Here is a 22945-nt window from a genome sequence, read left to right as displayed (position 1 = left end):
AGCGTAGCGATACCCACGCGGAAATCCCATCGGGGGATGGCTTCGCGGAGCGCAGCGGACTTTGAAGCGGCTTTTAGTACACAAAGCGCTCGCGCAGGTCTTCCAGGTTCAGCTCTTTCAGAATCGCCTCCTGGCGTTCGCGCGCGCTGTTTTTGCGCTGGCCGGTGTACTTGGCGATGATCAGCTCGTTCTTCATCGAGTGTTCCCAGCCCACCAGCTCGGTGACGGTGAGCTGATAGCCGCGCGCTTCCAGTTGCAGGCAGCGCAGCACATTGGTCAGATGGCTGCCGAACTCGCGGGTGTGGATGGGGTGGCGCCACATTTCGGACAGCGGGGTCAGGCCGAAGCTCTGGTTTTTCTTCTGGCGCAGCACGCCGGCCACTTCCGCCTGGCAGCAGGGCACCAGCACGATGTAGCGCGCGTTCTTGGCCAGCGCGAAGCGGATGGCGTCGTCGGTGGCGGTGTTGCAGGCGTGCAGCGCGGTGATGATGTCCACCTGCTCCGGCAATTGCTCCGAGGTGATCGACTGCTCCACGCTCAGGTTCAAGAAGCCCATGCGTTCGAAGCCGAGGCGGGCGGCCAACTCTTGCGAGCGGCTGACCAGTTCCGGCCGGGTTTCGATGCCGTAGACGCTGCCGGCGGCCTTGTCCTTCAGGAACAGGTCGTAAAGGATGAAGCCCAGATAGGATTTGCCGGCGCCGTGGTCGGCCAGGCTCATCTCGCCTTTTTCCGCCAGCACGTCGGCCATCAGCGGCTCGATGAACTGGTACAGGTGGTAAACCTGTTTCAGCTTGCGGCGGGTGTCCTGGTTGATCTTGCCGTCGCGGGTCAGGATGTGCAGCTCTTTGAGCAGTTCCAGCGATTGCTGCGGTTTGATCTCGGGAATCAGGCTCATGGCGGCCTCCTGCGAAAAACGAATCGCCGGATTTTAGTCCAATTCGCGCCGGCGCGCTTGGGCGCTGGTTTCAATGCTCCTGTCTAACTGGCCGGCTGCGCGCTGATCCGCTCCAGCCAGCGCAGCATGTCCTGCTCCACTTCCACGCGGTTGGTTTCGTTCAGCATTTCGTGGCGGCCGCCGGGGTAGACCGTGGTCTGCACGTCGAGCAGGCCGGCCTCGCGGTAGCGGATTTCCAGTTGGCCCAGGCCCAGCTTGCCCAGGCTGACCGGGTCGCGGCTGCCGGCCAGCAGCCAGACCGGACAGCGGCGCGGCAGGCTGTCGCCGCTCGCCTCGCCGCGTTCCATGGCGATGATGCCGCCGAACAAATCTATCCACAGGCCGGGGCAGGGGTCGAAACCGCATAGCGGGTCCGCCAGGTATTTGTCCACTTCCGCCGGGTCGCGGCTCAGCCAGTCCATGCCGGTGCGGGCGGGCAGAAAGCCCAGGTTGAAGCTGCCGAAGACCAGCCGCGCCAGCAGCCGGCTGGGGCGTTCCGGGCTGCCGAAGCGGGCCACCAGCCGCGCCAGGCCGCGCAGCAGCCAGGCCAGCGGCCGCTGGCGGTAGCCGGTGGCGGACAGGATCAGGCCGGACAGCGCCGCGCCGTGGCGCAGGAAATAGGCGCGGGCGATGAAGGAGCCCATGCTGTGGCCGAACAGCGCCACCGGCAGGCCGGGATGGCGTTCCGCGGCGTGGCGGCGCAGGGTGTCCACGTCGGCCACCACCTTGTCCCAGCCGCTGTCGGCGGCGAAATGGCCGCGCAGCCGCGGCGCGGCGCCGTGGCCGCGATGGTCGTGGGCGTAGACGGCGTAGCCGGCGGCGCTCAGCGTTTGGGCGAAGCGGTGGTAGCGCACCGCGTATTCGCTCATGCCGTGGGAGATCAGCACCACGGCGCGCGGCGCGCCGTCCGGCAGCCAGCAGGCGGCGTGCAGGATTTCCCCGTCGTCGGCGTTCAGATGGAAGGTTTGCATGGTGTTGAGCCCTTTTATGGCCTGTTTTGACTGCGCCGCGGCATCAGGGTTGCGGCGAAGCGGCGGCTTCACAGCAGAACATGGCGCAAGGATGCTGGCAAGCGCTATCCAAATGTCCTGGCCTGTACGCCGCCATGGGGTGGGGGCCGTTTTGCTAGGCCTTCCCGGACGCGCCGCGCTTGACCAGACCAAGCTGGGTGGGCACCATGAGCCGCGTGCCGTTTCATACAGCGCGGCATCAGGAATGGAAGCCTGAATAGAATCGGGGGATATCATCCCAATGCCACGCTATAGCTGCGCCCATCAGGGCAGGTTATGGCAGGGAGGCCTTTGGCCTGCTGGCTCCGATTCGCCTGCCTTCCAACCCTGTCATATGCCTGCCCATCGTGATTGGAAGCGGGATGGCAGGCTCATTTTGGATCGGAGCCCGTCATGCCTCTATTGTCAGTTCTATCCCTGCTTTCCAAACCGCCTCCGCCCAAGGAGGCCGCTCAATCTCCAGCCGCTCTCCCAGCGGCCAGCCGTCTGATCAAGACCGTCAAACATCTGCAAGGTCTGCGTTCGGAAAATACCGCGCTTGCCGCCATCGATCCCGTTCTGATTCATTTAGCTCGTTGCTGCGAGCATTACGACGATATCGCCGAAGAGTTGCGTCAATGCAATGAGGCCTTGGGCGCGGTGCTGTTGATGCTGCGTCACACCGAAAACGCGCAAGTGCGCGGCAAGGCGCTGTGGGCCTTGCTGGAGCCTTTGCAGCAGCGTTTGCAGGGGGCGATGGAGAGGCTGGAGACGGTGACGTCTTAGAACCTGTTTACGATCCGTTGCGTGTCGCGAGCAAGGTCTTGTTTCGTTTTGGTTGGCGTGATCCTCAACCGCGGGTGCTGGTGGGTATCGCCTACGGCTCCACCCACCCTACGTGCGGTCGTTGGCCAGGGGTAGGGTGGGTGGAGCGCAGCGATACCCACGCGGCGGTCTTGAAGAGGTTTGGGGCGCTTCGGATAGGCGGTTTCCTGTGCGCCAAGCCAGGGCCAAAACACTGAACAGGTCGTGCACAGGCTTTTAGCGTGGCTACTCAGCCCTACTGATGCGCAGCGGATGGTGGACAGGCGCTCAGGCCAGCATGTGTTCCGGGTCGAAGTCCGGATTCAGCCGCGAGCTCAGCACGTGGTCGCGCCAGGCGCCGTTCAGATAGAGGTAGTTCTTGGCGTGGCCTTCGATCTCGAAGCCCAGCCGCTTGAGCAGGCCGGCGCTGCGCAGATTGTGCGGCTGGTAGTTGGCCTGGACCCGGTGCAGCTTGAGGGTGTCGAAGGCGCAGCGTATCACCGCTTCCAGCGCTTCGCGCATCAGGCCTTGGCCTTGGCAGTGCTGGTCCAGCCCATAGCCCAGGTGACAGGATTGGAAGGCGCCGCGGCTGATATTGCTGAGGCCGACGCTGCCGATCACCCGTTCCGGCTCGGCGTGCAGGGCCAGCAGGAAGCGGCCGCCGCGGCCTTCTTCCCAGTCGCGCGCGCGCTGGCGCAGCTGCATGGTCCAGTACAGCTCGGTGAAGAACATGTCGCCGGGCTTGGGGTCCCAGGGTTCGAAGTGCTGGCGGTTGCGGACGTGGAAATCCAGCATCGCGCGCGCCTGCGCCGGCTGAGCCGGCAACAGCAGCAGGCGCGGCGTGTTGAGGGTGGGCTGGGCGATGGGCATGCGGGGCGGTCAGGCGCTGGCGGGGAAGGCGATCTCGGCCGCCGCGCGCAGCAGGATGGGCACGCCGAAGCTGCCCAGCTTGGGCAGGGTGGCGTTTTCATGGGCGCGGATTTGGGCGGCGCTGGCGTGGTCCTTGTCGTGGGTGGTGTGCGCGTCGCTGGCCAGGATGATGGCGTAGCCGTGGGCCGCCGCGCTGCGGGTGGTGGTGTCGATGCAGAATTCGCTGGCGTAGCCGGCGATGACCAGTTGGCCGACGCCCCATTGTTGCAGTTGCTGATGCAGGCCGGTGCGCAGGAAGGAGTCCGGCGTGGTCTTGCGCAGGTAGTGGTCGTCCGGCTGGGCGTCCAGGCCGCGGGCCAGCTGCCATTCCGGCGAGCCGTGGATCAGCGGCGCGCTGGCGCGTTCGTGTTGAACCCAGACCACCGGCGTTCCGGCCGCGCGCGCGGCGGCGGCCAGTTGATTGAGGCGGGCGATGACGGCGTCGGCGTGGTCGGCGCGGGGTTCGTGGTCGAACATGCCGCTTTGCACATCGATGATCAGCAGGGCGGTTTTCATCGGGGTTTCCTGTCGCGGGATTGAGTCGCCAATGTCATATGAAACGCGGCAAAAAGCAAGCCCCGCCGGGGCGGGGCTTGGGTGGAAACTTGGAATCTGTTTACGATCTCGCGAGCTAAGGCGAGACAAGGCGAAAATGGCTGAAGAAGCGGAGTGTACATACGGTACATGAGCATTTCGAAACGGTTTTCAACGCCGTATCGCCGACGCGCAGCAGATCGTAAGCAGGTTCTCAGGCGGTCAGCCTGTCCAGCGCTTCCTTATACTTGGCCGCGGTCTTCTCGCGCACTTCCAGCGGCACCGTCGGCGCCGGCGCCTGCTTGTTCCAGCCGGAGGCTTCCAGCCAGTCGCGGACGAACTGCTTGTCGAAGGACGGCGGGTTGCCGCCCGGCGCGTAGCTGTCCGCCGGCCAGAAGCGGCTGGAGTCCGGGGTCAGCGCCTCGTCCATCAGCGTCAGCACGCCGTTCTCGTCCAGGCCGAACTCGAACTTGGTGTCGCAGATGATGATGCCGCGGCTGGCGGCGAATTCGGCGGCGGCGCGGTAGAGCTTGATCGCGGTGTCGCGCACCTGGGCGGCCAGCTCGGCGCCGACGATTTCCTCGCAGCGCTGGTAGCTGATGTTTTCGTCGTGGTCGCCCACCGCCGCCTTGGTGGACGGGGTGAAGATGGGCTCGGGCAGCTTGTCGGCCTCGCGCAGGCCGGCCGGCAGCGCCAGGCCGCAGACGGTGCCGCTCTGGCGGTATTCCTTCCAGCCGGAGCCGGCCAGGTAGCCGCGCACCACGGCTTCGATCGGCACCGGTTTCAGGCGCTTGGCCACCACGGCGCGGCCGGTCACTTGCGGCAGGTCGGCGGCGGAAACCACGTCTTCCGGCGCGTCGCCGGTCAGGTGGCAGGGCACCAGTTCCTTGAGCTTGTCGAACCAGAAGTTGGAGATGGCGGTGAGGATCTGGCCCTTGCCGGGAATGGGATCGTCCAGGATCACGTCGAAGGCGGACAGCCGGTCGGTGGCGATCATCAGCATGCGCTGGTCGTCGATCTCGTACAGGTCGCGGACCTTGCCGGAGTAGATTTTCTTCAAGCTGGTCAGTTGGGTGGTGTTGAGTCCGGTCATCGGAAATCCTCGGTGGAGCGGGCAATGTGTTTCAAGGCTTCGCGCCGGCTGAGCCCGGATAGCGGCGTGGCCGCGACAAAGGCGCGCACGGCGTCGGCGTCGGTGTAAGCGTATTCGCGCAAGGCCCAGCCTATGGCCTTGCGAATGAAGAATTCGGCGTCGCCGGCATTGGCGGCGCAGTAGCGGAACAGGCGTTCGGCGTCGGTGTCGGTTTTCCAGCGCAGCTGGTGCAGGATGGCGACGCGGCGCAGCCAGAAGTCGGCGTCGCCGCTGAGCGCGTCCATATCGTGTTGCAGATCGCGGTGTTGGCGCGCGAGCGTGCCGACCACCCAGGCGGCCAAGCCGTCCACGCAGTCCCACCAGGGCTTGGCGGCGGCCAAGGTCAGCAGCCGCGGCAGGCTGGCGGCCGGCAGTGCCTCGGCGCGCGCGGTCAGCAGGTCCACCGCCGCGTATTGGAATTCGCGTTCCGGCTGCCGCCACAGTTGTTCGGCCAGGTCCAGGCAGTATTCCGCGGTTTGGGTCTTGAGCGCGCGGATCCAGGGCGTGGACACCTTGCGGCGCGCCGGCGTGGGCACGCCGAGAAAGTTGAACTGCTCGCGCATATAGGCGCGCATCGGCGCGGCCTGTTCCGGGACGGCGACGGCGCTCAGTCCGGCGCGCAGCGCGGCGATGTCGGCGTTCATTCCGGCGCCTCGTCGAAGAAGCGCATGCCGGCGTAAGGGCGGGCGCGGCAGGCGGCCAGCCGCGAGGCCAGGCTGCCGACGTGCAGTTCCAGTTGATGGCCGTCCGGGTCCAGGAAGTAGAGCGAGTCGCCTTCGCTGCGGTTGTCCCGCCATTGGCGGACGCCGGCGGCGGCCAGGCGTTCGCGCCAGGCCGGGAAGTCGGCGGTGTCCACGCCGAAGGCGTAATGGGTGTAGCCGGGGGCTGGCGCGGCGGCCGGGTCCAAGGACAGGCACAGCCACAGGCTGTCCAGGCTCAGATAGCCGCCGCCGTCCCAGCGCGCATGGGGCTGGCAACCCAGGGTGAGGGCGTAGAAGTCCCAGGCGCGCTCCAGATCGCGCACCGCCAGGGTCAGGTGATTCAGTCCGTTCAGCTTCATGGCGGAAAAATGGCGAAACCCTGAGGTTTCGCCATGCGCTTACAAAGTGTCCTTCAAGGCCCGGGCTTGATCCAAGGCTTCGTCGGCCGTAGCCGCCATCACATTGAAGTGGCCCATCTTGCGGCCGGGGCGCGCGCTTTTCTTGCCGTACAGATGCAGTTGGGCGTTGGGCGCTTCCGCCAGCACGTCCCAATTGGGCTGGGCGCCGTTGTCCTTCCACACATCGCCCAGCAGATTGACCATCACCACCGGGCTGAGCAGCTCGGTGCGGCCCGGCAGCAGGCCGCACATTGCGCGCACCTGTTGCTGGAACTGGTCGGTCAGGCAGGCGGTGAGCGTGTAATGGCCGGAGTTGTGCGGCCGCGGCGCGATCTCGTTGACCACCAGGCTGTCGTCGGCCAGCACGAAGAATTCCACCGCCAGCACGCCAACGTAGTCCAGCGCCTCGGCCAGCCGCATCGCCATGGCTTGCGCTTCGGCCGCCAGCGCCGGCTTGATGCGCGCCGGCACGATGGATTCGTCCAGGATGCCGTCGGCGTGGATGTTCTCGGCCACCGGGAACACCGCGCTCTGAGTGGCGCTGACCCGGGTGACGATGGCGGATACTTCCAGCTGCAGGTCCAGCATTTTTTCCAGCACGCAGGCCTGTCCGCCCAGATTGGCGTAGGCGGCGCGCGCCTCGGCCGCGGTGCTCACCCGCACCTGACCTTTGCCGTCGTAGCCCAGACGTGCGGTTTTCAGGATGCCGGGCAGATAGGGCGAGAGTTCGACCTGGATGTCTTCCACGCTCTGGATGGCCAGATAGGGCGCGGTGGGCAGGCCGGCCTTGGCGATCCAGGCTTTTTCCACGATGCGGTCCTGGGCGATGGCGACGCAGTCGCCGGACGGGGACACGCGGGTGGTCTTGGCCAGCAGGCGCATCGCGTCGGCGTTGACGTTCTCGAATTCAGTGGTGACGGCGGCGCAGCTTTTGGCCAAGTCTTCCAGCGCGGCCGGATCGTTGAACGGCGCGCACAGGTGGCGGTCGGCGAAGTCCGCCGCCGGCGCGGCTTCGTCCGGGTCCAGCACGGTGACGCGGTAGCCCATGGTCTTGGCGGCGACGGCGAACATGCGGCCCAACTGGCCGCCGCCCAGGATGCCCAGCATCGCCGGGGGCAGGATGGCGGCCATTATTCGATCTCCGGCAGGGTCATCGCCAGCACGGTTTCTTCTTGCTTGCGGCGGAAGGCGACCAGTTGTTCCGCCAGTTCCGGGCGGGTGGCGGCCAGCATGGCCACGGCGAACAGCGCGGCGTTGGCGGCGCCGGCCTCGCCGATGGCGAAGGTGGCCACCGGGATGCCCTTGGGCATTTGCACGATGGAGAGCAGGGAATCCTCGCCGCGCAGGTATTTGGACGGCACCGGCACGCCCAGCACCGGCACATGGGTCTTGGCGGCCAGCATGCCCGGCAGGTGGGCGGCGCCGCCGGCGCCGGCGATGATGGCCTTCAGGCCGCGCTCGGCAGCGGTTTCTGCGTATTGGAACAGCAGGTCGGGAGTACGGTGGGCGGAGACGACGCGGGTTTCACAGGCGATGCCGAAGTCTTTGAGCACGCGGGCGGCGTTCTGCATGACTTCCCAATCGCTGTTGCTACCCATCACGATGCCGACTTCAATCATGGCGGAGAAGCTCGCTGGTTGAGGCTAAAGCCGGGATTTTACCCGATTGGGGCCTGCTGCCGTTATGGTTTTTTATTTTGACATCAAGGTACTTAGGGCATATCACATCAGCCGCGGATAAGTGAACAGAATCAGGTGCACAGCGTTGAAGGCGACATGGGCCAGCACCGCCCACAAGACCTGGCGGGTGGCGGCGTAGACCAGGCCGTAACCCAGGCCGGCCAGGGTGGCGAGCCCCACCCAGACCCAGCCGCCGGCGACGTGGACCAGGCCGAAGGCCACCGCGGCGGCCATTAGGGCGGGAAAGGGTTCGGTGCGCAACTCCAGCCAGCGTTGCAGGCCGGCGCGGAAGAAGGCTTCCTCCGCCAGCGAAACCAGGAAGAAGTTGGCGAACAGCCAGGGCAGCAGCCAATGCGGCCATTTCGGCGCCCAGGCGATGACGCCGGCCACGCTGGCCAGGCCCAGCACGACCAGCAGCAGCAGCGCGCCGACGCCGGCCGCCGCCGGGCCCCAGCGCCGTTCCACTTGCGGGCTGGCGGCCAGCACCATCAAGAGCAGCCAGCCGGCGGCGCCCTTGTCGTAACTCCAGTACAGCCGGTAGGGCGCGCTGTTCGGCGTGCTCAGGCCCTGCCACAGCAAGGGGTTGTCGAAGCCGGGCAAGGCGTGCAGCGCCAGCGCCAGCAGCAGCGCGATCCAGACCAGCCACAGCTCCGGCCGCCGGTAGTGGCGCGCGGCCAGGCTGACGGCGAGGGCGGCGAGGAGGGCCGCGGCGCCCAAGGGCTGCACCAGGCCGCAGGCGACGGCGACGCCGGCGCTGCTGAGCGCGGCCAGGCGGGAGGGCCAGCGCAGGCGCAGGCTTTCGGCCAGCAGGGCCAGGGCCAATAGGAGGAAGGCGGCAAGGGATAGGGAATCCGGCAGGGGCGGGGTGGGCAGAGGCATGGCGGGCTCGCGGCGGGATGGGTTTGGATACTGAATGATACCTAAGAACCTGTTTACGATCTGCTGCGCGTCGTGAGACGTGGCACGGTGAGTATGGCATTCAAAATGCTCGTGTACCGTGTGCGCATTCCGCTTTCCCCACCGCAACGCCATGTCATGTCTTGGTTCGCGAGATCGTAAGCGCGCCCTGAAAGCGTTGAGAAAAAAGCCGCCGCCGTCTGGTTTTGGGCCAGAGCCGCGGCGGCAGGCTCCCGGTGTGCAGGGAAAGGAAGCCGCAAGCGAACCGGCGGCCGGCGCCGGGGCGCCGACCGCCGGCCGGCTTAGTTGGCTTTGGCCGCGCGCACCGCCGCCGCCGCGTCGGTGATGCCGGCGGAGCAACCTTCGCAATCCGCCGCCGGTTGGCGGGCGGTCTTGATCAGGATGTTGCGCACCGCTTTCCAGTTGAGGCTGGGGTTGGAGGACAGCATCAGCGCCACCAGGCCGGCCACGTGGGGCGTGGCCATGGAGGTGCCCTGGAAGGCGGCGTAGCTGTCCGCGCCCGGCACGGTGGCGCCGCTGTTCAGCGTGGAGTAGATGCCGGGGTCGCCGCTGTTGAGATCGCCGCCCGGCGCGGTGACGGTGGTGATCGCGCCGTAGTTGGAGTAGGAGGCGATGCCGCCGGACTTGCCGTTGGAAGCGACGGTGATCACGCCGGGGCAGCTGGCCGGGTTGGTGTTGCGCACGTTCTTCATCGCGTTGCCGGCGGCCACCACCACCACGCCGTTGCGGGCGTTGACCTGCTGGATGGCGTCGCGGTAGGTGCGGCTGCACGGCTGGGCGCCGCCCAGCGACATGCTCAGCACCCGCGCCACATTGGCGTTGACCGGCGTGCCGGGCACGGTGGCGCCCACCGCCCACAGCATGGCGTCGGCGATGTCCGAGCTGGCGCCGCCGCATTGACCCAGCACGCGCAGCGGCAGCAGCTTGGATTTGGGCGCCACGCCGGTCAGGCCGTTGGCGTCGCCGGCGGCCGCGGCGATGGTGCCGGCCACGTGAGTGCCGTGCCAGCTGCTGTTGCCGGCGCGGCACAGGCTGCCATCGCTGTAATCGCCCTGATCCAGGCCGTTGTTGGTGCGCGCGTTTTGCACCGGTTGGCCGTTGCTGTCCAGCAGCGGGCTGCCGTCGGCATTGGTCTGCGCCACCGCCGGCAGGCGCGCGCGCTTGGGATCGGAGATGAAGTTGTAGCCCGGCTCCAGCAGATTGGGCTTGAGGTCGGCGTGCGGACGGTAGCCGGTGTCCAGCACCGCCACGGTGACGCCGGCGCCCAGCGACAGGTCCCAGGCGGCGGGCAGGTTCATCGCGCCCGGTTCGCCGGCGCTGGCCTGCATATCCCATTGCTTGGCCGCGTAGAGCGGGCTGCTGGGCAGGTAGTTGGGGCTCATGACGAAGTCCGGCTCGGCGTATTCCACCGCCGGGTCTTGCTGGATCTTGCGCGCCAGGGTCTGGGCTTCGGCCACGCTCATCGCCTTGCCGCTTTGATAGACGTAGGCGCCGGTGCCCATCTGGTGATGGAATTGCAGCGGGCTGCCGCTCAGTTGCTGCACGCGTTGGGTGCGGGCGGCGAAATCCGCCGGGCGGCTGGACGGGGCGCGGCCGCCGTTGGCGATGCGAGCCTGGGTCAGTTGCAGCTGGGAGACGCTGTGGTATTTGACGATGATGCCGGTGATGCCGGCGGCGGAGGGCGCCGCGGCGGCGATGTCGGCGCCGGCGCCGGCCAGCAGCGCGGCGGTCAGCAGGGACAGCGAGGTTTTGCGGTTCATGTGTTAGTGCTCCAATGCGGCGACGGCTTAGTTCTTGACGTAGGGGATGGCGGCGAGGCCGGCCGGGGCATTGCCGCCGGCGGACGGGCTGCCCCAGGCGACGAACTTGCCGTCCTTGGCCACGGCGAGGAAGCCGCCGAGCGGAGTGCTGTAAATGGCGCGGATATTGACCAGGCGCGAGCGGACGGCGGAGCTGTCGCCGCCGTGGGTGGGCGCGCCCCAGGTGACCACGCTGCCGTCGGCCTTCAAGGCGGCGAAGGCGTAGTCGTTGGCGAACACGGCCACCACATCGCGCAGGCGGTGCCGCACGGCGCTGCTGTCGCCGCCGCGCAGTTCGTCGCCCCAGGTCACCACGCTGCCGTCCTGACGCAGCGCGGCGAAGGCCAGTTCGGTAGAGGCGATGGCGCGCACGCGGTTGAGCTGGTGTTGCACGCCGCTGGCGTCGTTGCGGGCGCTGTCGCCCCAGGTGACCACGCTGCCGTCCTTGCGCAAGGCGGCGAAGGCGGTCTTGCTGGCGTAGAGTTTGGCCACGCCGGCCAGGTTGCCGGCCACCGGGCCGGTGTCGGCGCCGCGGTCGAAGTAGGCGCTGCCGATGGTGGCCACCGAGCCGTCCTGCTTCAGCGCGGCGAAGACGTTGAGGTTGGTCTGCACGGCGCTGACGCCGGCGGGCATGGGCTCGCTGCCGTCGTAGTAGTCGCTGGTCTGGCCGTCCCAGTTCAGGCCCCACACCACCACGCTGCCGTCTTTTTTCAGCGCGGCGAAGTTGTAATCGGTGGCGGCGATGCTGGCCACGTTGTTGAGTTTGGCGGCCAGCGGCGAGGCGTCGCCGCCGGAATTGGGGTCGCCGAAGGCGAGCACGCTGCCGTCCTTCTTCAGCACCGCCACCGCGCCCAGATTGTGGCTGACGCTGGTGACGTCCTTCAGCGCGGCCAGTCGCGCGGCGTCGAAGTAGGAGGAGATGGATTTGGAGCCGCCGCTGCCGTCGAAGGTGGTTTCGATATTGCCCCAGCTGGTGGCGCTGCCGTCGCCGTTGAGCGCGACGAAGCCGCGTTTGGTGGGCCACAGCTTGGCGATCTTGCCCAGCGGCGCCACCGGGGAGGTGGCGTCGGCGCTGCCTACGCCCACCGGGCCGGCGAAGCTGGCGCCGGAGCCGGCGCGGCCCCAGCCGACGACGGTGCCGTCGGCCTGCAGCGCGGCCATCGCGCGTTCATTGCCGGCCACCGCCACCACGTCCTTGGGTTGGGCGGGCAGGGCGGAGGTGTCGCCGCCCAGGCGGCGGCTGCCCCAGACCGCCAGCGTGCGGTCCGCCTTGAGCACGGCGAACACCGACGGCGCGCTGAACACGTTCTGCGGCACCAGGGTCTGGCTGGCGCTGGTCAGCGCGCAGCTGACGGTGGCGGTCAGCGGCTGGTCCGGCGCGCTGTCTTCGGCGCTGAAGCCGCGGGCGCCGTTGCTCCATTGCACGCGGGGCTGGCCCAGGCACAGGCCGCTGGGCACCGCGGTCAGCACGCCGCCGCGGTTGCCGAAGATGTCCACCGCCAGGCGGCCGCTGCCGCCATGATGGCTGGAGCCGTCGCCGGGCTGGCTGCCGCTGCCGTCGTCTTCGCAGCCGGACAGGCCGCCGATCAGCGCTACGCCCACGGCGATAGCGCCAAGCCGGAACCATTGGGTTCCGCTTGCTTGTGTGGTTCTCATCACGGGTAACTCCTTTGTAGATCTTGTCGTTTGTATTTTTATCCTGGGTTTAAACCCAGAACGAATATATTGTCATGCGATAAGCATGTTTGGTAGAGAAAACGCATGGATAAGGCAAGCGGGAGCGGAGGCGGCGGAGGGAGGGGGAGGCGGAGCGCTGCGCCATTTTGGTGCGGCGAGCGGATAACCATTGGTTATAATTATTTGTGTTTTAATTTTTTATTGAAAAATCAGCTATTTGCCGGCGACGGAAACGACGCGGAAGACAAAGCCAGCCGCGGCGGGCTGGCTTCAAAATGGGGCATGACGGCCGGAGGGGAGCCGGCCGGGGTGTTACATTTTTGCCAGTTGTTGGCGCGCTTTTTGGGCGGAATCCGTCTTGGGATACAGTTTGATCAGGCGTTTGTAAGTGGCTTTGGCCTGGTCCATCTGGCCTAGGTCGCGCTGGCAATTGCCGATATTGCGCAGGGCTTCCGGCGCGAAGTGGTTGTCCGGAAACTGCTCGACGAAGCGGCGATGGATGTCGATGGCGGCGTCGTATTGGCGCAGCGCGGTGTGGGATACGCCCAGCCAGTAAGTGGCTTCCGCCACTTGCGGCGCTTGCGGGTTTTGTTCGATGAAGCCGCGCAGCGCGTCGGCGGCCTTGGCGAAGTCGCGAGCGCGCAGCAGGTTCAGCGCCTTGTCGTAATCCGGGCTGGTGGCGGCGCCGCCGTCTGCGGAGCCGGAGGCCGCGTCGCCGTGCGTGGCGGGCATGGGCTTGGCGCCGCTGTTCTCCAGATGGCCCAGTCGGCCGTCCAGATCGTTGTACAGGTCATTCTGGCGCTTCTGCGTGGTTTGCAGATTGTAGTTCAGCACTTCCACGTCGCCGCGCAGCTTGGCCACTTCGGCCTTCATCGCTTCCAGCTGGCTGACCATTTCTAACAGCTTTTCATTGGAAAGCTTGCTTTCCACTTCATTGAGCCGGGTGGACGCCTGGCGGTTGACTTGGTCCAGCTGGCGGCGGGTTTCTTCCAGATCGCCGGTGGTGGCGCAGCCGGTGAGAACCAGCAAGAGCGCGCTGCAGAGGGTGAGCCGTTTCATGGTTGTCCCGGGATGTCCCGCCGTCCGGCCCGGAGGGGACGACGCTTGTAAGGTGGGTGGCAATGAATACAGCCGGATATCTTAACGGCAAGCGCGTGAAAACGCATCCGCCCGATGTCCGGCTGTAAAAGCCGGCCCTGAATCGGGCCGGCGGTTTGGGCTTAGTGGCCTTGGTACACGATGTCGGCGCGACGGTTCTCGGCGAAGTCCGCGTCGGTGTTGCCGGTGGCGCGCGGTTTTTCCTTGCCGAAGCTGACCGCTTCCAGCTGGCTTTCCTTGGCGCCCAGCACTTCCATCGCCTTTTTCACGCTTTCGGCGCGACGCTGACCCAGGGCCAGGTTGTATTCGCGGCTGCCGCGGGCGTCGGTGTTGCCCTGGATGATGACTTTTTTGTCAGCGTTCTGCTTCAGGTAGGCGGAGTGGGTTTCCACTACCGGCTTGCCGCTGGCGTCAACGGAGGAGGAGTCGAAGCCGAAGTAGACGCTGCGCTTGGCCAGCGGGCTGTTGGGATCGTTCAAGGGATCCACGGACACCTGGTTCTGGTTGCCGCTGCCAGTGTCCACCGGCGCGGTGGTCTGCGGCGTGGTGGGCTGCTGGGTGCCGGCGGTGGTGTCAGCCGGTTTGGTGCTGGCGCAGGCGGCCAGCAGGGTAACGGTGGCGGTGCCGAGGACGAGTTGTTTCCAGTTCATATCAATAGCTCCAATTAAGGACGATTAAATGGGCCCCAAGCCGGGTCCTGTACATCGCCGTTGATCACGGCCAATTTCACTTTGCTGCTGCCATCCGTGGTGGCGGCGTACAACACGCTCTTGCCGCCGGCGTCGCTGGCGTACAGCACCATGCGGCCGTTGGGGGCGAAGCTTGGGCGTTCGTTGTAGCCGCTGTCCGACAGCGCGCGGCTGTCGTTGGTGGCCAGGTCTTGCGCCATCACGCGGAAGTTGCCTCCCTCGCGACGGATGTAACTCAGGGTCTTGCCGTCCGGCGACACCTTGGGCGACACGTTGTAGCGTCCTTCCCAGGTGACGCGCTGGGCGTTGCCGCCATCGGCGGACACGCGGTAGATCTGCGGGCCGCCGGCGCGGTCGGAGACAAAGTACAAGCTGCCGCCGTCCGGGCTCCATGTGGGCTCGGTGTCGATGCCGCCGTTGTACATCAGCCTGCGCGCGCCGCCGCCGTTGGCGTTGATCACGTAAATCTGCGAATTGCCGCTGGTGGTCAGCACCACCGCCAGCTTGCCGCCGTCCGGGCTCCAGGCCGGCGCGGAATTGCTGCCCTTGAAGTTGGCGGCGGCGAAACGCTGGCCGGTGGCCAGGCTCTGCACCCAGACCACCGGCTTCTTGCTTTCAAACGACACATAGGCGATGCGTCCGCCGTCCGGGCTCCAGCTGGGGGAGATGATGGGCTCCCTGGAGCGCAGAATGGTCTGGGCGCGTCCGCCGTCCACGTCCGCCACTTGCAAGAGATAGCTGCCGCCGGTCTTCAGCACGTAAACGATGCGGGTGTTGAAGAAGCCTTTCTGGCCGGTGATCGCCTCGTAGATCATGTCGGCGATCGCGTGCGCCACCTGGCGTGTGCGGTCCGGGGTGACGGTGAATTCGCCGCCGGTCAGCTGCTTCTTCTGCGCGACGTCCATCAGCCGGAAACTGATTTTCAACTGTCCGCCGCTCGCCGCCTCCACTTTGCCGATGGCGACGGACTGCGCGCCGGCGGCCTGCCACAGCGGGTAGCGGATGTCGGCGGGCTCAAACGGCGTATTGGCCACGCCGGCGGCGTCCACCATGCGGAAGGCGCCGGAAATCGTCAGATCGTTCTTGATCACCGGGCTCAGGCCGCCCTGGGCGTTGGCTTCGTCCTTGAACGGCGCGATGGCGATGGCGTGGCGATTGGCCCCGCCGCCGACGATCTCGATGGTCATTTCCGCTTGCGCGCCGCCTGCGGCCATCAGGCCCAGCGTGACGAGCAGCATATTCAACAGAGTTTTGAAGCTGGACATTAGTTCCCTCGAATCAGTCTATCGGCATGAGGCGACGCCGCAGCCGGTCCATCATGGCTTGTGTTTGGTCCGCCTTATGACTTGGGCCGGAACTCCATCTTGAACTGTCGGTAGCCATCGTTGAAATTGGCGCCGGGCGGCAGCGCCGGGAAGGTTTTCGCTTCCCAGATCGCCCTTTGCACCGCGTCGTCGTAAGCTTTGCTGCCGCTGCTTTGCAGCAGCTGCACCCGGTTCACTTCCAGCGAGGGCAGCAGGCTGACCTGCAACACCACTTTGGGGTTGCCGCTCAGTTCCGGCGGCACTTGCACCAGCGGGGTGACTTTGGCCTTGACCCGGCTGATCCAGCCGGCTTTGGCCGTCGACGAGCCGTTGGCCGCGCCGCCGGCCACGCCGTTGGGCGAACCGGCCTGATCGCTGCGCGCATTGGCCTTGCCGCTGGTGCGCGGGCTGTCCAGGCTGGCCAACAGGTCGTCGGCTTCCGGGTTGTAGGTTTTGGACGGCTTGGGCTTGGCCTGCGGTTTGGCGGCCGGCGCCGGCGGCGCTTTGGCCTCCGGTTTTTTCTCGGCGGGCTTGTCCGCTTTTTTCGCTTCGGGCTTCTTCGCCGGTTCCGGCTTGGGCTCCGGTTTAGGCTCGGGCTTGGGTTCCGGCTTGAGCTTGGGCGGTTCCGGCGGTTTCTTGTCGCGGCCCAGGTTGACGTCGGCCGGCGGCTCGGCCACGGCGGGGCGCGGCGGTTCCGCCACCGGCGCGGGCTTGGGTTCGGCCACCGCGGCCGGCGCGGGCGGCGGCGGCGCGGTGGTCCACAGCTCCAGCGCCACCGGCGCCTGTTCCTGCAGGGTTTGGGAATGGAAGCCGCCCCACAGCAGCAGGCCGACCACGGCGACGTGCAGCAGTACCGAAACGATCAGCGACCAAGGACGCGGCGAGGTGGACACTGCGGCCATCATCCCTGCTTCTGCTGCTTGACCGTCAGCGCCACGCGCTTGACGCCGGCCTGGTGGAGTTTGTCGGCGATCTGCACCACTTCGGCGTACTTGAGGTTGGCGTCGGCGGAGATGGCCACCGGGCGTTCGGCCGCGCCCAAGGCCTGGATTTGCACCGCAAGATCGGCGACGGAGGCGACGTCGGTCTTGCGGTCGTTGTCTATCAGTTGGATCTTGCCCTGGGCGTCCACGGTCACTTCCAGCGGACGGGTGTCGATGCTGGCGGCCTGGGACACGCTGGGCACTTCGATCACGCCGGGCGTGAACATCGGCGCGGTCACCATGAAGATGACCAGCAGCACCAGCATCACGTCGATGTAAGGCACGACGTTCATCTGGTTCATCTGGCGGCGGGGACGGCGATTGAGCATGGAGCGTCTGTTAGCGTTGGCAAGCGGTCATGATACACCGGGCTCCGGTCTAGGTGTCCGGGGGAAGCGGATCAGACCGCGGCGGATCATGAAAAGTTCATGGCCGCGCCGGCCTGGGGGCGCTTAGAACGTGTTTACGATCTAGCGAGCTAAGGCGAGACAAGGCGAAAACAAGCGAAAAAGCGGAATGTACTCGTGGTACATGAGCACTGAGCTTGGTTTCAACGCCCATTTCTATCCAACCCGCCGACGCGCAGCAGATCGTAAACAGGTTCTTAGGCCAGCCGCGTGCACAGGGTCAGCCCGTCCCCCACCGGCAGCACGCACATGCGGATGCGCGGGTCGTGCTTCAGGCCGGCGTTGAAGTCGTGCATCAGATGCACGCCGGGCGGGTCTCCCGGCTTGGGCTCCACCACGCGGCCGGACAGGAAGATGTTGTCGATGGCGATCACGCCGCCGGGGCGCACCAGCTGCAGGCAGGCTTCGTAATAGTCGCGGTAGGCGGGTTTGTCCGCGTCGATGAAGGCCAGGTCGTACTGGCCGGCCTGGCCGGCGTCCAGCTGTTGGCGCAGGGTGGCGAGCGCCGGTTGCAGCACCAGTTCGATGCGCTCGGCGACGCCGGCGCGGGCCCAGTAGTCGCGGGCGATGGCGGTGAAGGTTTCGCTGACGTCGCAGGCCAGCGTGCGGCCGTCTTCCGGCATCGCCAGCGTCACCGCCAGCGCGCTGTAACCGGTGAATACGCCGATCTCCAGATAGCGCCGCGCGCCTATCAGCTGCGCCAGCCAGGCCATGAACTGGCCCTGTTCCGGCGCGATCTGCATTTTGGCCATGCGGTGGGTGGCGGTGAATTCGCGCAGATCGCGCATCACCGGGTGTTCGCTGAGGCTGATGTTCAGCAGGTAATCGTGCAAGGCGCCGTCTAGCGCCACGGTGCGGCTGGTCATGGGGTGTGCAGTGCAATCGGAAACGCCCGCGGCGCGGGCGTCGGGTCAGGCGGGGAGCCGGGCTTATTCCGGCTGGTAGACATAGGGCTGCTGCGGCACGCGGGATTCTTTCCAGCGTTTCTGGTCGTCGGCGTTCACTTGACGATCCCACAGGGTCAGGCGCAGGTCGCGGCGCTGGCTGTCCACTTCCGGATGCTCTTCCAGGAAGCCGTTGATGAATTGGGTGAAATCGGACTGATACATCGCATCGTTCCTTCTGGGGTGATGTCGTGATTTTAATCGATAAATCGCCGCGCAGTCAGCTTGAGCGCCCGCTTTACATTCTTTTTGACAACAGATTTCAAACTGTAACGTAAATCTGGTTGCGTCGGAGAAGCTTTGCTGCGATATTGCGTAAAAGATTTAAAGACATTTAAGCAAAATTTTAAACTGAAAAGGCGTTTTTGTTTAAGCAAATTAAACTTAACGGTTTATGTGATGCGAATTCGCAATGTGGACAGCTTGGTGCAGTTCTACCCCGAGACCTTGACCTATCTGCGGCTGCTGGCTCGGCTGACGCATTTGGCGATGGTGTTGGCGCCCGGCTGCGTTTTGCTGCTGCTTGAGCCGGTTTCGGCGGAGGCCCGCGGGCAGGCCGTGCAGGTCTTGCTGCTTGCCGGCGTCCTGGCCTTGCTGTCTTTTCAGGCCTTTGGCGTCTACGGCGGCGGCATGTTTCTGCGTCAGCTGCGTTTGCGGCCCTTGGCCGCGGCGTGCGCGCTGCTGTTTGCGGTCTTGTGGCTGGCGCGCGGGCTGTCGCCGGCGCTGGCGGCCTTGCCGGACCGGCTGTGGCCGGTCTGGTTCGCGGCGACGCTGACGCTCTTGCTGTCGCAGCGCTTGCTGGTGCATGTCTGGTGCCGCCGGCTGGTGCGCCGCGGCGTGGGCCTGCAACGCACGGTGATTCTGGGCTGTACCGCCAGCGGCCACTTGCTGGCCGGTTTCCTGCGGGAGAACGCGGACATCCGCGCTTGCGTGATTGGTTTTGTCGACGACCGCTCCGACCGTTTGCAGCACGCGATGGCCGGCCTGCCCTATTTGGGCGGCATGCAGCGGCTGGAGGCGATGGTGCGCGAGGGCGAGGTGCAGCAAATCCTGGTGGCGCTGCCCTGGGCGGCGGTCAAGCGGATGGGGGATTTGGTCAGCCTGCTGCGGCGCTTGCCGGTGACGGTGCTGCTGGCGCCGGACATGGCGGGCTTGCGGCACGCCCATCATCGGGTGAGCGCGGTGGCCGGGCTGCCCATGTTCAATATTTCCGAGCGGCCGCTCAAGGGCTGGTCGCCCTTGCTCAAGCGCTGCGAGGACGTGTTGCTGGCCGCTTGCGCGCTGACGCTGGCCGCGCCGCTGATGTTGTTGATCTCCGCGGCGATCAAGCTGGATTCGCCGGGGCCGGTGTTGTTCCGGCAGCGGCGCTACGGCTACAACAACCGCCTGATCGAGGTCTACAAATTCCGCTCCATGTACGTGGAGCAGGCCGACGCGGACGCCGAGGCGCAAACCACCCGCCGCGATCCGCGCGTGACCCGCGTCGGCCGTTTCATCCGCAAGACCAGCCTGGACGAGTTGCCGCAATTGCTCAATGTGCTGGGCGGCAGCATGTCCATGGTGGGGCCGCGTCCGCACGCCACCGCCACCAAGGCCGCCGGCGTCTTGTTCGAGGACGCGGTGGCGGAATATTCCGCCCGCCACCGGGTCAAGCCGGGCATTACCGGCTGGGCCCAGGTCAACGGCTACCGCGGCGAGACCGACACGCTGACCAAGATAGAGCGCCGAGTGGCGCACGATCTCGAATACATCGAGAACTGGTCGCTGTGGTTCGACGCCTACATCCTGATCCGCACCCTGCCGGCCGTGCTCTCGGCCGACGAAGCCTATTGAGGCCGCCATGCAAAGCCCAAGACCAGAACTGATTCCCTGCATCGTGTCCGGCGGCGCCGGCACCCGTTTGTGGCCGGTGTCCCGGCAAGCGTTTCCCAAGCCCTTCATCCGGCTGGCCGACGATCAGAGCCTGTTGCAGAAAGCCTTTCTGCGCGCCGCGCGCCTGCCGGGGGTGAAACGGGTGATGATCATCACCAATCAGCAGGCGCAGCTGCGCACCCTGGACGAATGCCGGGCGGTCAACGCCGGTGGACTGGCGCTGGAGCTGCTGCTGGAGCCGGAAGGGCGCAACACCGCGCCGGCGCTGGCCGCCGCCGCCGCGGACCTGCTGGAGCGCGAGCCGGAGGCCGATCCGCTGCTGCTGGCGTTGCCGGCGGATCATCTGATCGCCGACGAAGCCGCTTTCGCCGCCGCGGTGGAGAAGGCCGCGCGGCTGGCCGCCGCCGGCCGCATCGTCGTTTTCGGCCTGACGCCCAGCCGCGCGGAAACCGGCTTCGGCTATATCGAGGCCGGCGCGGCGATCGGCGCCGACGGCCAGGAGGTGGCGCGTTTCGTGGAAAAGCCGGACCGCGCCGCCGCCGAGAGCTATCTGGCTGGCGGCCGTCATCTGTGGAACAGCGGCATGTTCTGTTTTTCCGCCGCCGCGCTGTGCGCAGAGCTGGCCGAACACGCGCCCCAGGTGCTGGCGGCGGTGCGGGACTGCCTGGCGCACAGCCCGGCGTCCCCGCACGCGGACCACAGGCTGCGCGCGCTGGAGCATGAGCGCTTCGGCCGCTGCCCGGACATTTCCATCGACTACGCGGTGATGGAGCATACCCGCGCCGCGGCGGTGGTGCGCTGCGAGCTGGGCTGGAGCGATATCGGCAACTGGGACAGCCTGGCCGAGCAGTTCCCGGCTGACGCGGACGGCAACCGCGTCAGCGGCGACGCCTTGCTGCGGGACAGCCGGGATTGTTTCATCCAGAGCCGCGGCCGGCTGATCGCGATGCTGGGCGTGGACAATTTGGCGGTGGTGGACACCCCGGACGCCTTGTTGGTGGCCAAGCGCGAGCGCAGCCAGGACGTGAGGGAGCTGGCGCGGCGGCTGCAGGAGCAGAACCACCCGGCCTGGCGGCTGCACCTGAGCTCGCAGCGGCCCTGGGGCCATTACACCGTGCTGGCGGACAGCGAGCGCTACAAGATCAAGCGCATCGTGGTGAAGCCCGGCGCGGCGCTGTCCTTGCAGATGCATCATCACCGCAGCGAGCACTGGATCGTGGTCAGCGGCACGGCGATGGTGACCCACGGCCAAGAAGAGCGCTTGCTGCACACCAATGAATCCACCTTCATTCCCGCCGGCGAAACCCATAGATTGAGCAATCCCGGCCTGATCGACCTGGTGTTGATCGAGGTGCAGAGCGGCGAATACCTGGGCGAGGACGACATCGTGCGCTTCGCCGACGACTACGGCCGTTCGGAGACCGCGCCGTGAGCCGAACCGCGCTGATCCTGCCGGTGCGCAACGCCGGCCGCCATCTGGACCGGCTGCTGCCGGCGCTGGCGGCGCAAAGCCTGCGCCCGGACGAATGGCTGGTGCTGGACAGCGAGTCCAGCGACGGCAGCCGGGCGCGCCTGCTGGCCGCCGGCGCCAGCGTGGTGCCGGTGCGCGCCGCGGACTTCAATCACGGCGGCACCCGCCGGCTGGCCAGCGAGCTGACCGACGCCAAAGTGCTGATCTATCTGACCCAGGACGCCATTCCCGCCGGCCCCGACGCCCTGCGCCGCTTGCGCGACGCGCTGCTGGCGGAGGACGACATCGGCGTCGCCTACGGCCGTCAACTGCCGCAGCCGGACGCCGGCTTGCTGGGCGCGCACGCGCGCCGCTTCAATTATCCGCCGTTCAGCCGCACCAAGCGGCTGGCCGACGCCGCCGAGCTGGGCATCAAGACCTGTTTCAGCTCGGACTCCTTCGCCGCTTATCGCCGCGAGGCGCTGCGCGGGGTGGGCGGTTTCCCCGTGGACGTGATCGGCTCCGAAGACGCCCACGTCGCCGGCCGCATGCTGCTGGCCGGCTGGTCGGTGCGCTACGAAGCCGCCGCCTGCGTCCACCATTCCCACGATTACGGGCTGTGGGAGGAAATGCGCCGTTATTTCGACATCGGCGTGTTTTACGGCCGCGAGCGCTGGATCGCCGAACGCTTCGGCCGCGCCGGCGCGGAAGGGCGGCGCTTTGTGCGCTCGGAACTGGAGACGGTTCGCCGCGCCGGCCAGCCCTGGCGGCAGTCCGAAGTGCTGCTGCGCTGCGCGCTCAAGCTGGCCGGCTACCGGCTGGGCCATGTCGAACGCTGGCTGCCGCGCGCGCTCAAGCGCCGCCTCAGCATGTTCCCCGCTTACTGGAAATGAACGCGATGACCACCGCCAAGCTCGCCGCCGTCTTGTTGCCCGCCGTTCTGGGCGGACTGACGGCCTGTTCCACCCCCAGCACCATCGCGCTGCCAGACGCCAAGACCGTGGAAGCGCGGCGGCTGGCGCTGCGCGACATCAGCCAATTGCCGCCGCCGACGACGCGGGTGATGAACGGCGACACCCTGCGCATCGTCCGCGACGCGCAATCCCCGGCGGAAAAAGACGAGATGGCGCTGTTCTTCGTGCGCCCGGACGGCAGCTTTTCCTATCCCAACGCCGGCCTGGTCCGCGGCGGCGGCCGCACGCCGGAGGAGATAGGGGCGGAGATCACCGAGCGGCTGTCCGCGCTGTACCGCCAGCCGCAAGTCACCGTCAACATCGCCATCGCGCCGGGCAACCGCGTCTTCGTCGGCGGCGCGGTGCGCAATCCGTCCGCCTTCGAGCTGAGCGCCGCCGCCAGCATCGAACAGGCAGTGATAGGCGCCGGCGGCGTGCTGCCGTCCGCCGACAGCGAGCACGTGGCGCTGCTGCGCATGGACGAGACCGGCCTGTATCAGATTTATTTCACCGATCTGGCGCGGATGCTGGACCCGGCCGCCGGACGGCGCGGGGTGATGCTGCAGCGCGGCGACATCGTGTTCGTGCCCAAGTCCGCCATCGGCAAGGCGGTGGAAGGCGTGGACATGTACGTCAACCAGCTACTGCCCTTCTCCAAGGCGATAGGCATAGGACTGAATTACGACCTGGGCGGCAAGGGCAGCAACAACGTCAACATCCAGAACAACCCCACCATCAAGGCCGGCGGCTAGCCCCTGGTCCGCACCGGCG

24 protein-coding genes are annotated in these 22945 nt (G+C 66.7%); 5 read left to right on the top strand and 19 right to left on the bottom strand.

Translation table 11 applies throughout. The features are described from left to right. Window positions 1-73: 73 nt before the first annotated feature. Window positions 74-895, bottom strand: a complete 822-nt coding sequence (locus QUG03_RS19625) for a class I SAM-dependent methyltransferase (RefSeq protein ID WP_107801461.1) — start codon at window positions 893-895, stop codon at window positions 74-76. Between the two features lie 83 nt (window positions 896-978). Next, entirely contained in the window at window positions 979-1905 is a 927-nt protein-coding gene (locus QUG03_RS19620) for an alpha/beta hydrolase (RefSeq protein ID WP_488906462.1), read from the bottom strand. 432 nt (window positions 1906-2337) lie between these two features. On the opposite strand from QUG03_RS19620, the gene QUG03_RS19615 reads away from it, so the two are divergent. Beyond that, window positions 2338-2709 carry a hypothetical protein gene (locus QUG03_RS19615; RefSeq protein ID WP_227106267.1) on the top strand — a complete coding sequence of 124 codons (372 nt, stop codon included), beginning with the start codon at window positions 2338-2340 and terminating at the stop codon, window positions 2707-2709. A 306-nt stretch (window positions 2710-3015) separates the two neighbouring features. On the opposite strand, the gene QUG03_RS19610 is transcribed toward QUG03_RS19615, so the two are convergent. The 17 genes from QUG03_RS19610 to QUG03_RS19530 form a co-directional block, all read right to left on the bottom strand. Continuing rightward, window positions 3016-3597 carry a GNAT family N-acetyltransferase gene (locus QUG03_RS19610; RefSeq protein ID WP_107801464.1) on the bottom strand — a complete coding sequence of 194 codons (582 nt, stop codon included), beginning with the start codon at window positions 3595-3597 and terminating at the stop codon, window positions 3016-3018. A 9-nt stretch (window positions 3598-3606) separates the two neighbouring features. Continuing rightward, entirely contained in the window at window positions 3607-4152 is a 546-nt protein-coding gene (locus QUG03_RS19605; protein ID WP_500820732.1) for a cysteine hydrolase family protein, read from the bottom strand. A 232-nt stretch (window positions 4153-4384) separates the two neighbouring features. Next, window positions 4385-5263, bottom strand: a complete 879-nt coding sequence (locus QUG03_RS19600; protein WP_235085181.1) for a phosphoribosylaminoimidazolesuccinocarboxamide synthase — start codon at window positions 5261-5263, stop codon at window positions 4385-4387. Then, window positions 5260-5946 (bottom strand): DNA alkylation repair protein, encoded by a 687-nt coding sequence (locus QUG03_RS19595; RefSeq protein WP_500820731.1) that lies wholly within the window; start codon window positions 5944-5946, stop codon window positions 5260-5262. Before QUG03_RS19595 ends, QUG03_RS19600 begins: the two co-directional genes overlap by 4 nt. Continuing rightward, window positions 5943-6362, bottom strand: a complete 420-nt coding sequence (fos, locus tag QUG03_RS19590) for a fosfomycin resistance glutathione transferase (protein ID WP_500820730.1) — start codon at window positions 6360-6362, stop codon at window positions 5943-5945. Before fos ends, QUG03_RS19595 begins: the two co-directional genes overlap by 4 nt. Window positions 6363-6401: 39 nt before the next feature. Then, entirely contained in the window at window positions 6402-7532 is a 1131-nt protein-coding gene (locus tag QUG03_RS19585) for a 5-(carboxyamino)imidazole ribonucleotide synthase (RefSeq protein ID WP_500820729.1), read from the bottom strand. After that, window positions 7532-8020, bottom strand: a complete 489-nt coding sequence (gene purE, locus QUG03_RS19580) for a 5-(carboxyamino)imidazole ribonucleotide mutase (RefSeq protein WP_107801470.1) — start codon at window positions 8018-8020, stop codon at window positions 7532-7534. The genes QUG03_RS19585 and purE overlap by 1 nt, the downstream gene beginning before the upstream one ends. 102 nt (window positions 8021-8122) lie before the next feature. Beyond that, window positions 8123-8959: a CPBP family intramembrane glutamic endopeptidase gene (locus QUG03_RS19575; RefSeq protein ID WP_146176772.1), complete on the bottom strand. Its 837-nt coding sequence runs from the start codon at window positions 8957-8959 to the stop codon at window positions 8123-8125. 320 nt (window positions 8960-9279) lie between these two features. Further along, window positions 9280-10758, bottom strand: coding sequence for a S8 family peptidase (locus QUG03_RS19570; protein WP_500820728.1), 1479 nt, complete (start codon window positions 10756-10758; stop codon window positions 9280-9282). Between the two features lie 27 nt (window positions 10759-10785). Beyond that, the gene (locus QUG03_RS19565; protein ID WP_500820727.1) at window positions 10786-12453 is read right to left on the bottom strand and encodes a hypothetical protein; all 1668 of its coding nucleotides are present in this window, start codon (window positions 12451-12453) and stop codon (window positions 10786-10788) included. A 333-nt stretch (window positions 12454-12786) separates the two neighbouring features. Beyond that, window positions 12787-13533: a tol-pal system protein YbgF gene (ybgF, locus tag QUG03_RS19560; protein ID WP_107801474.1), complete on the bottom strand. Its 747-nt coding sequence runs from the start codon at window positions 13531-13533 to the stop codon at window positions 12787-12789. 161 nt (window positions 13534-13694) lie between these two features. Continuing rightward, a complete protein-coding gene (gene pal, locus QUG03_RS19555) occupies window positions 13695-14222 on the bottom strand; it encodes a peptidoglycan-associated lipoprotein Pal (RefSeq protein ID WP_107801475.1) in 528 nt (175 codons plus the stop codon). A 14-nt stretch (window positions 14223-14236) separates the two neighbouring features. Further along, the gene (gene tolB / locus QUG03_RS19550) at window positions 14237-15526 is read right to left on the bottom strand and encodes a Tol-Pal system beta propeller repeat protein TolB (protein ID WP_227106285.1); all 1290 of its coding nucleotides are present in this window, start codon (window positions 15524-15526) and stop codon (window positions 14237-14239) included. A 74-nt stretch (window positions 15527-15600) separates the two neighbouring features. Next, a complete protein-coding gene (locus QUG03_RS19545) occupies window positions 15601-16470 on the bottom strand; it encodes an energy transducer TonB (RefSeq protein WP_500820726.1) in 870 nt (289 codons plus the stop codon). Continuing rightward, window positions 16467-16877: a biopolymer transporter ExbD gene (locus QUG03_RS19540; protein ID WP_227106289.1), complete on the bottom strand. Its 411-nt coding sequence runs from the start codon at window positions 16875-16877 to the stop codon at window positions 16467-16469. The genes QUG03_RS19545 and QUG03_RS19540 overlap by 4 nt, the downstream gene beginning before the upstream one ends. Window positions 16878-17152: 275 nt before the next feature. Further along, a complete protein-coding gene (locus QUG03_RS19535; protein ID WP_500820725.1) occupies window positions 17153-17821 on the bottom strand; it encodes a class I SAM-dependent methyltransferase in 669 nt (222 codons plus the stop codon). A gap of 63 nt (window positions 17822-17884) precedes the next feature. Continuing rightward, on the bottom strand, window positions 17885-18064 hold the full coding sequence (locus tag QUG03_RS19530) for a DUF3460 family protein (protein ID WP_107801479.1): 180 nt from the start codon (window positions 18062-18064) through the stop codon (window positions 17885-17887). Window positions 18065-18298: 234 nt separating this feature from the next. On the opposite strand from QUG03_RS19530, the gene QUG03_RS19525 reads away from it, so the two are divergent. The 4 genes from QUG03_RS19525 to QUG03_RS19510 are packed head-to-tail and all read left to right on the top strand — an operon-like array spanning window position 18299 to window position 22926. Next, on the top strand, window positions 18299-19732 hold the full coding sequence (locus QUG03_RS19525) for an undecaprenyl-phosphate glucose phosphotransferase (protein WP_488906455.1): 1434 nt from the start codon (window positions 18299-18301) through the stop codon (window positions 19730-19732). Window positions 19733-19739: 7 nt separating this feature from the next. Continuing rightward, entirely contained in the window at window positions 19740-21203 is a 1464-nt protein-coding gene (locus tag QUG03_RS19520; protein ID WP_500820724.1) for a mannose-1-phosphate guanylyltransferase/mannose-6-phosphate isomerase, read from the top strand. Beyond that, window positions 21200-22114, top strand: a complete 915-nt coding sequence (locus tag QUG03_RS19515; RefSeq protein WP_235085160.1) for a glycosyltransferase family 2 protein — start codon at window positions 21200-21202, stop codon at window positions 22112-22114. The genes QUG03_RS19520 and QUG03_RS19515 overlap by 4 nt, the downstream gene beginning before the upstream one ends. A 5-nt stretch (window positions 22115-22119) precedes the next feature. Continuing rightward, complete coding sequence (locus tag QUG03_RS19510) at window positions 22120-22926, top strand: polysaccharide biosynthesis/export family protein (RefSeq protein WP_474455323.1); 807 nt, start codon at window positions 22120-22122, stop codon at window positions 22924-22926. Window positions 22927-22945 lie beyond the last annotated feature (19 nt).

The sequence above is a fragment of the Chromobacterium sp. CCUG 30098 genome (assembly GCF_059916605.1).
The sequence above is the reverse complement of the archived record's forward strand: the minus strand, read 5'-3'. Positions and strand labels throughout refer to the sequence as shown.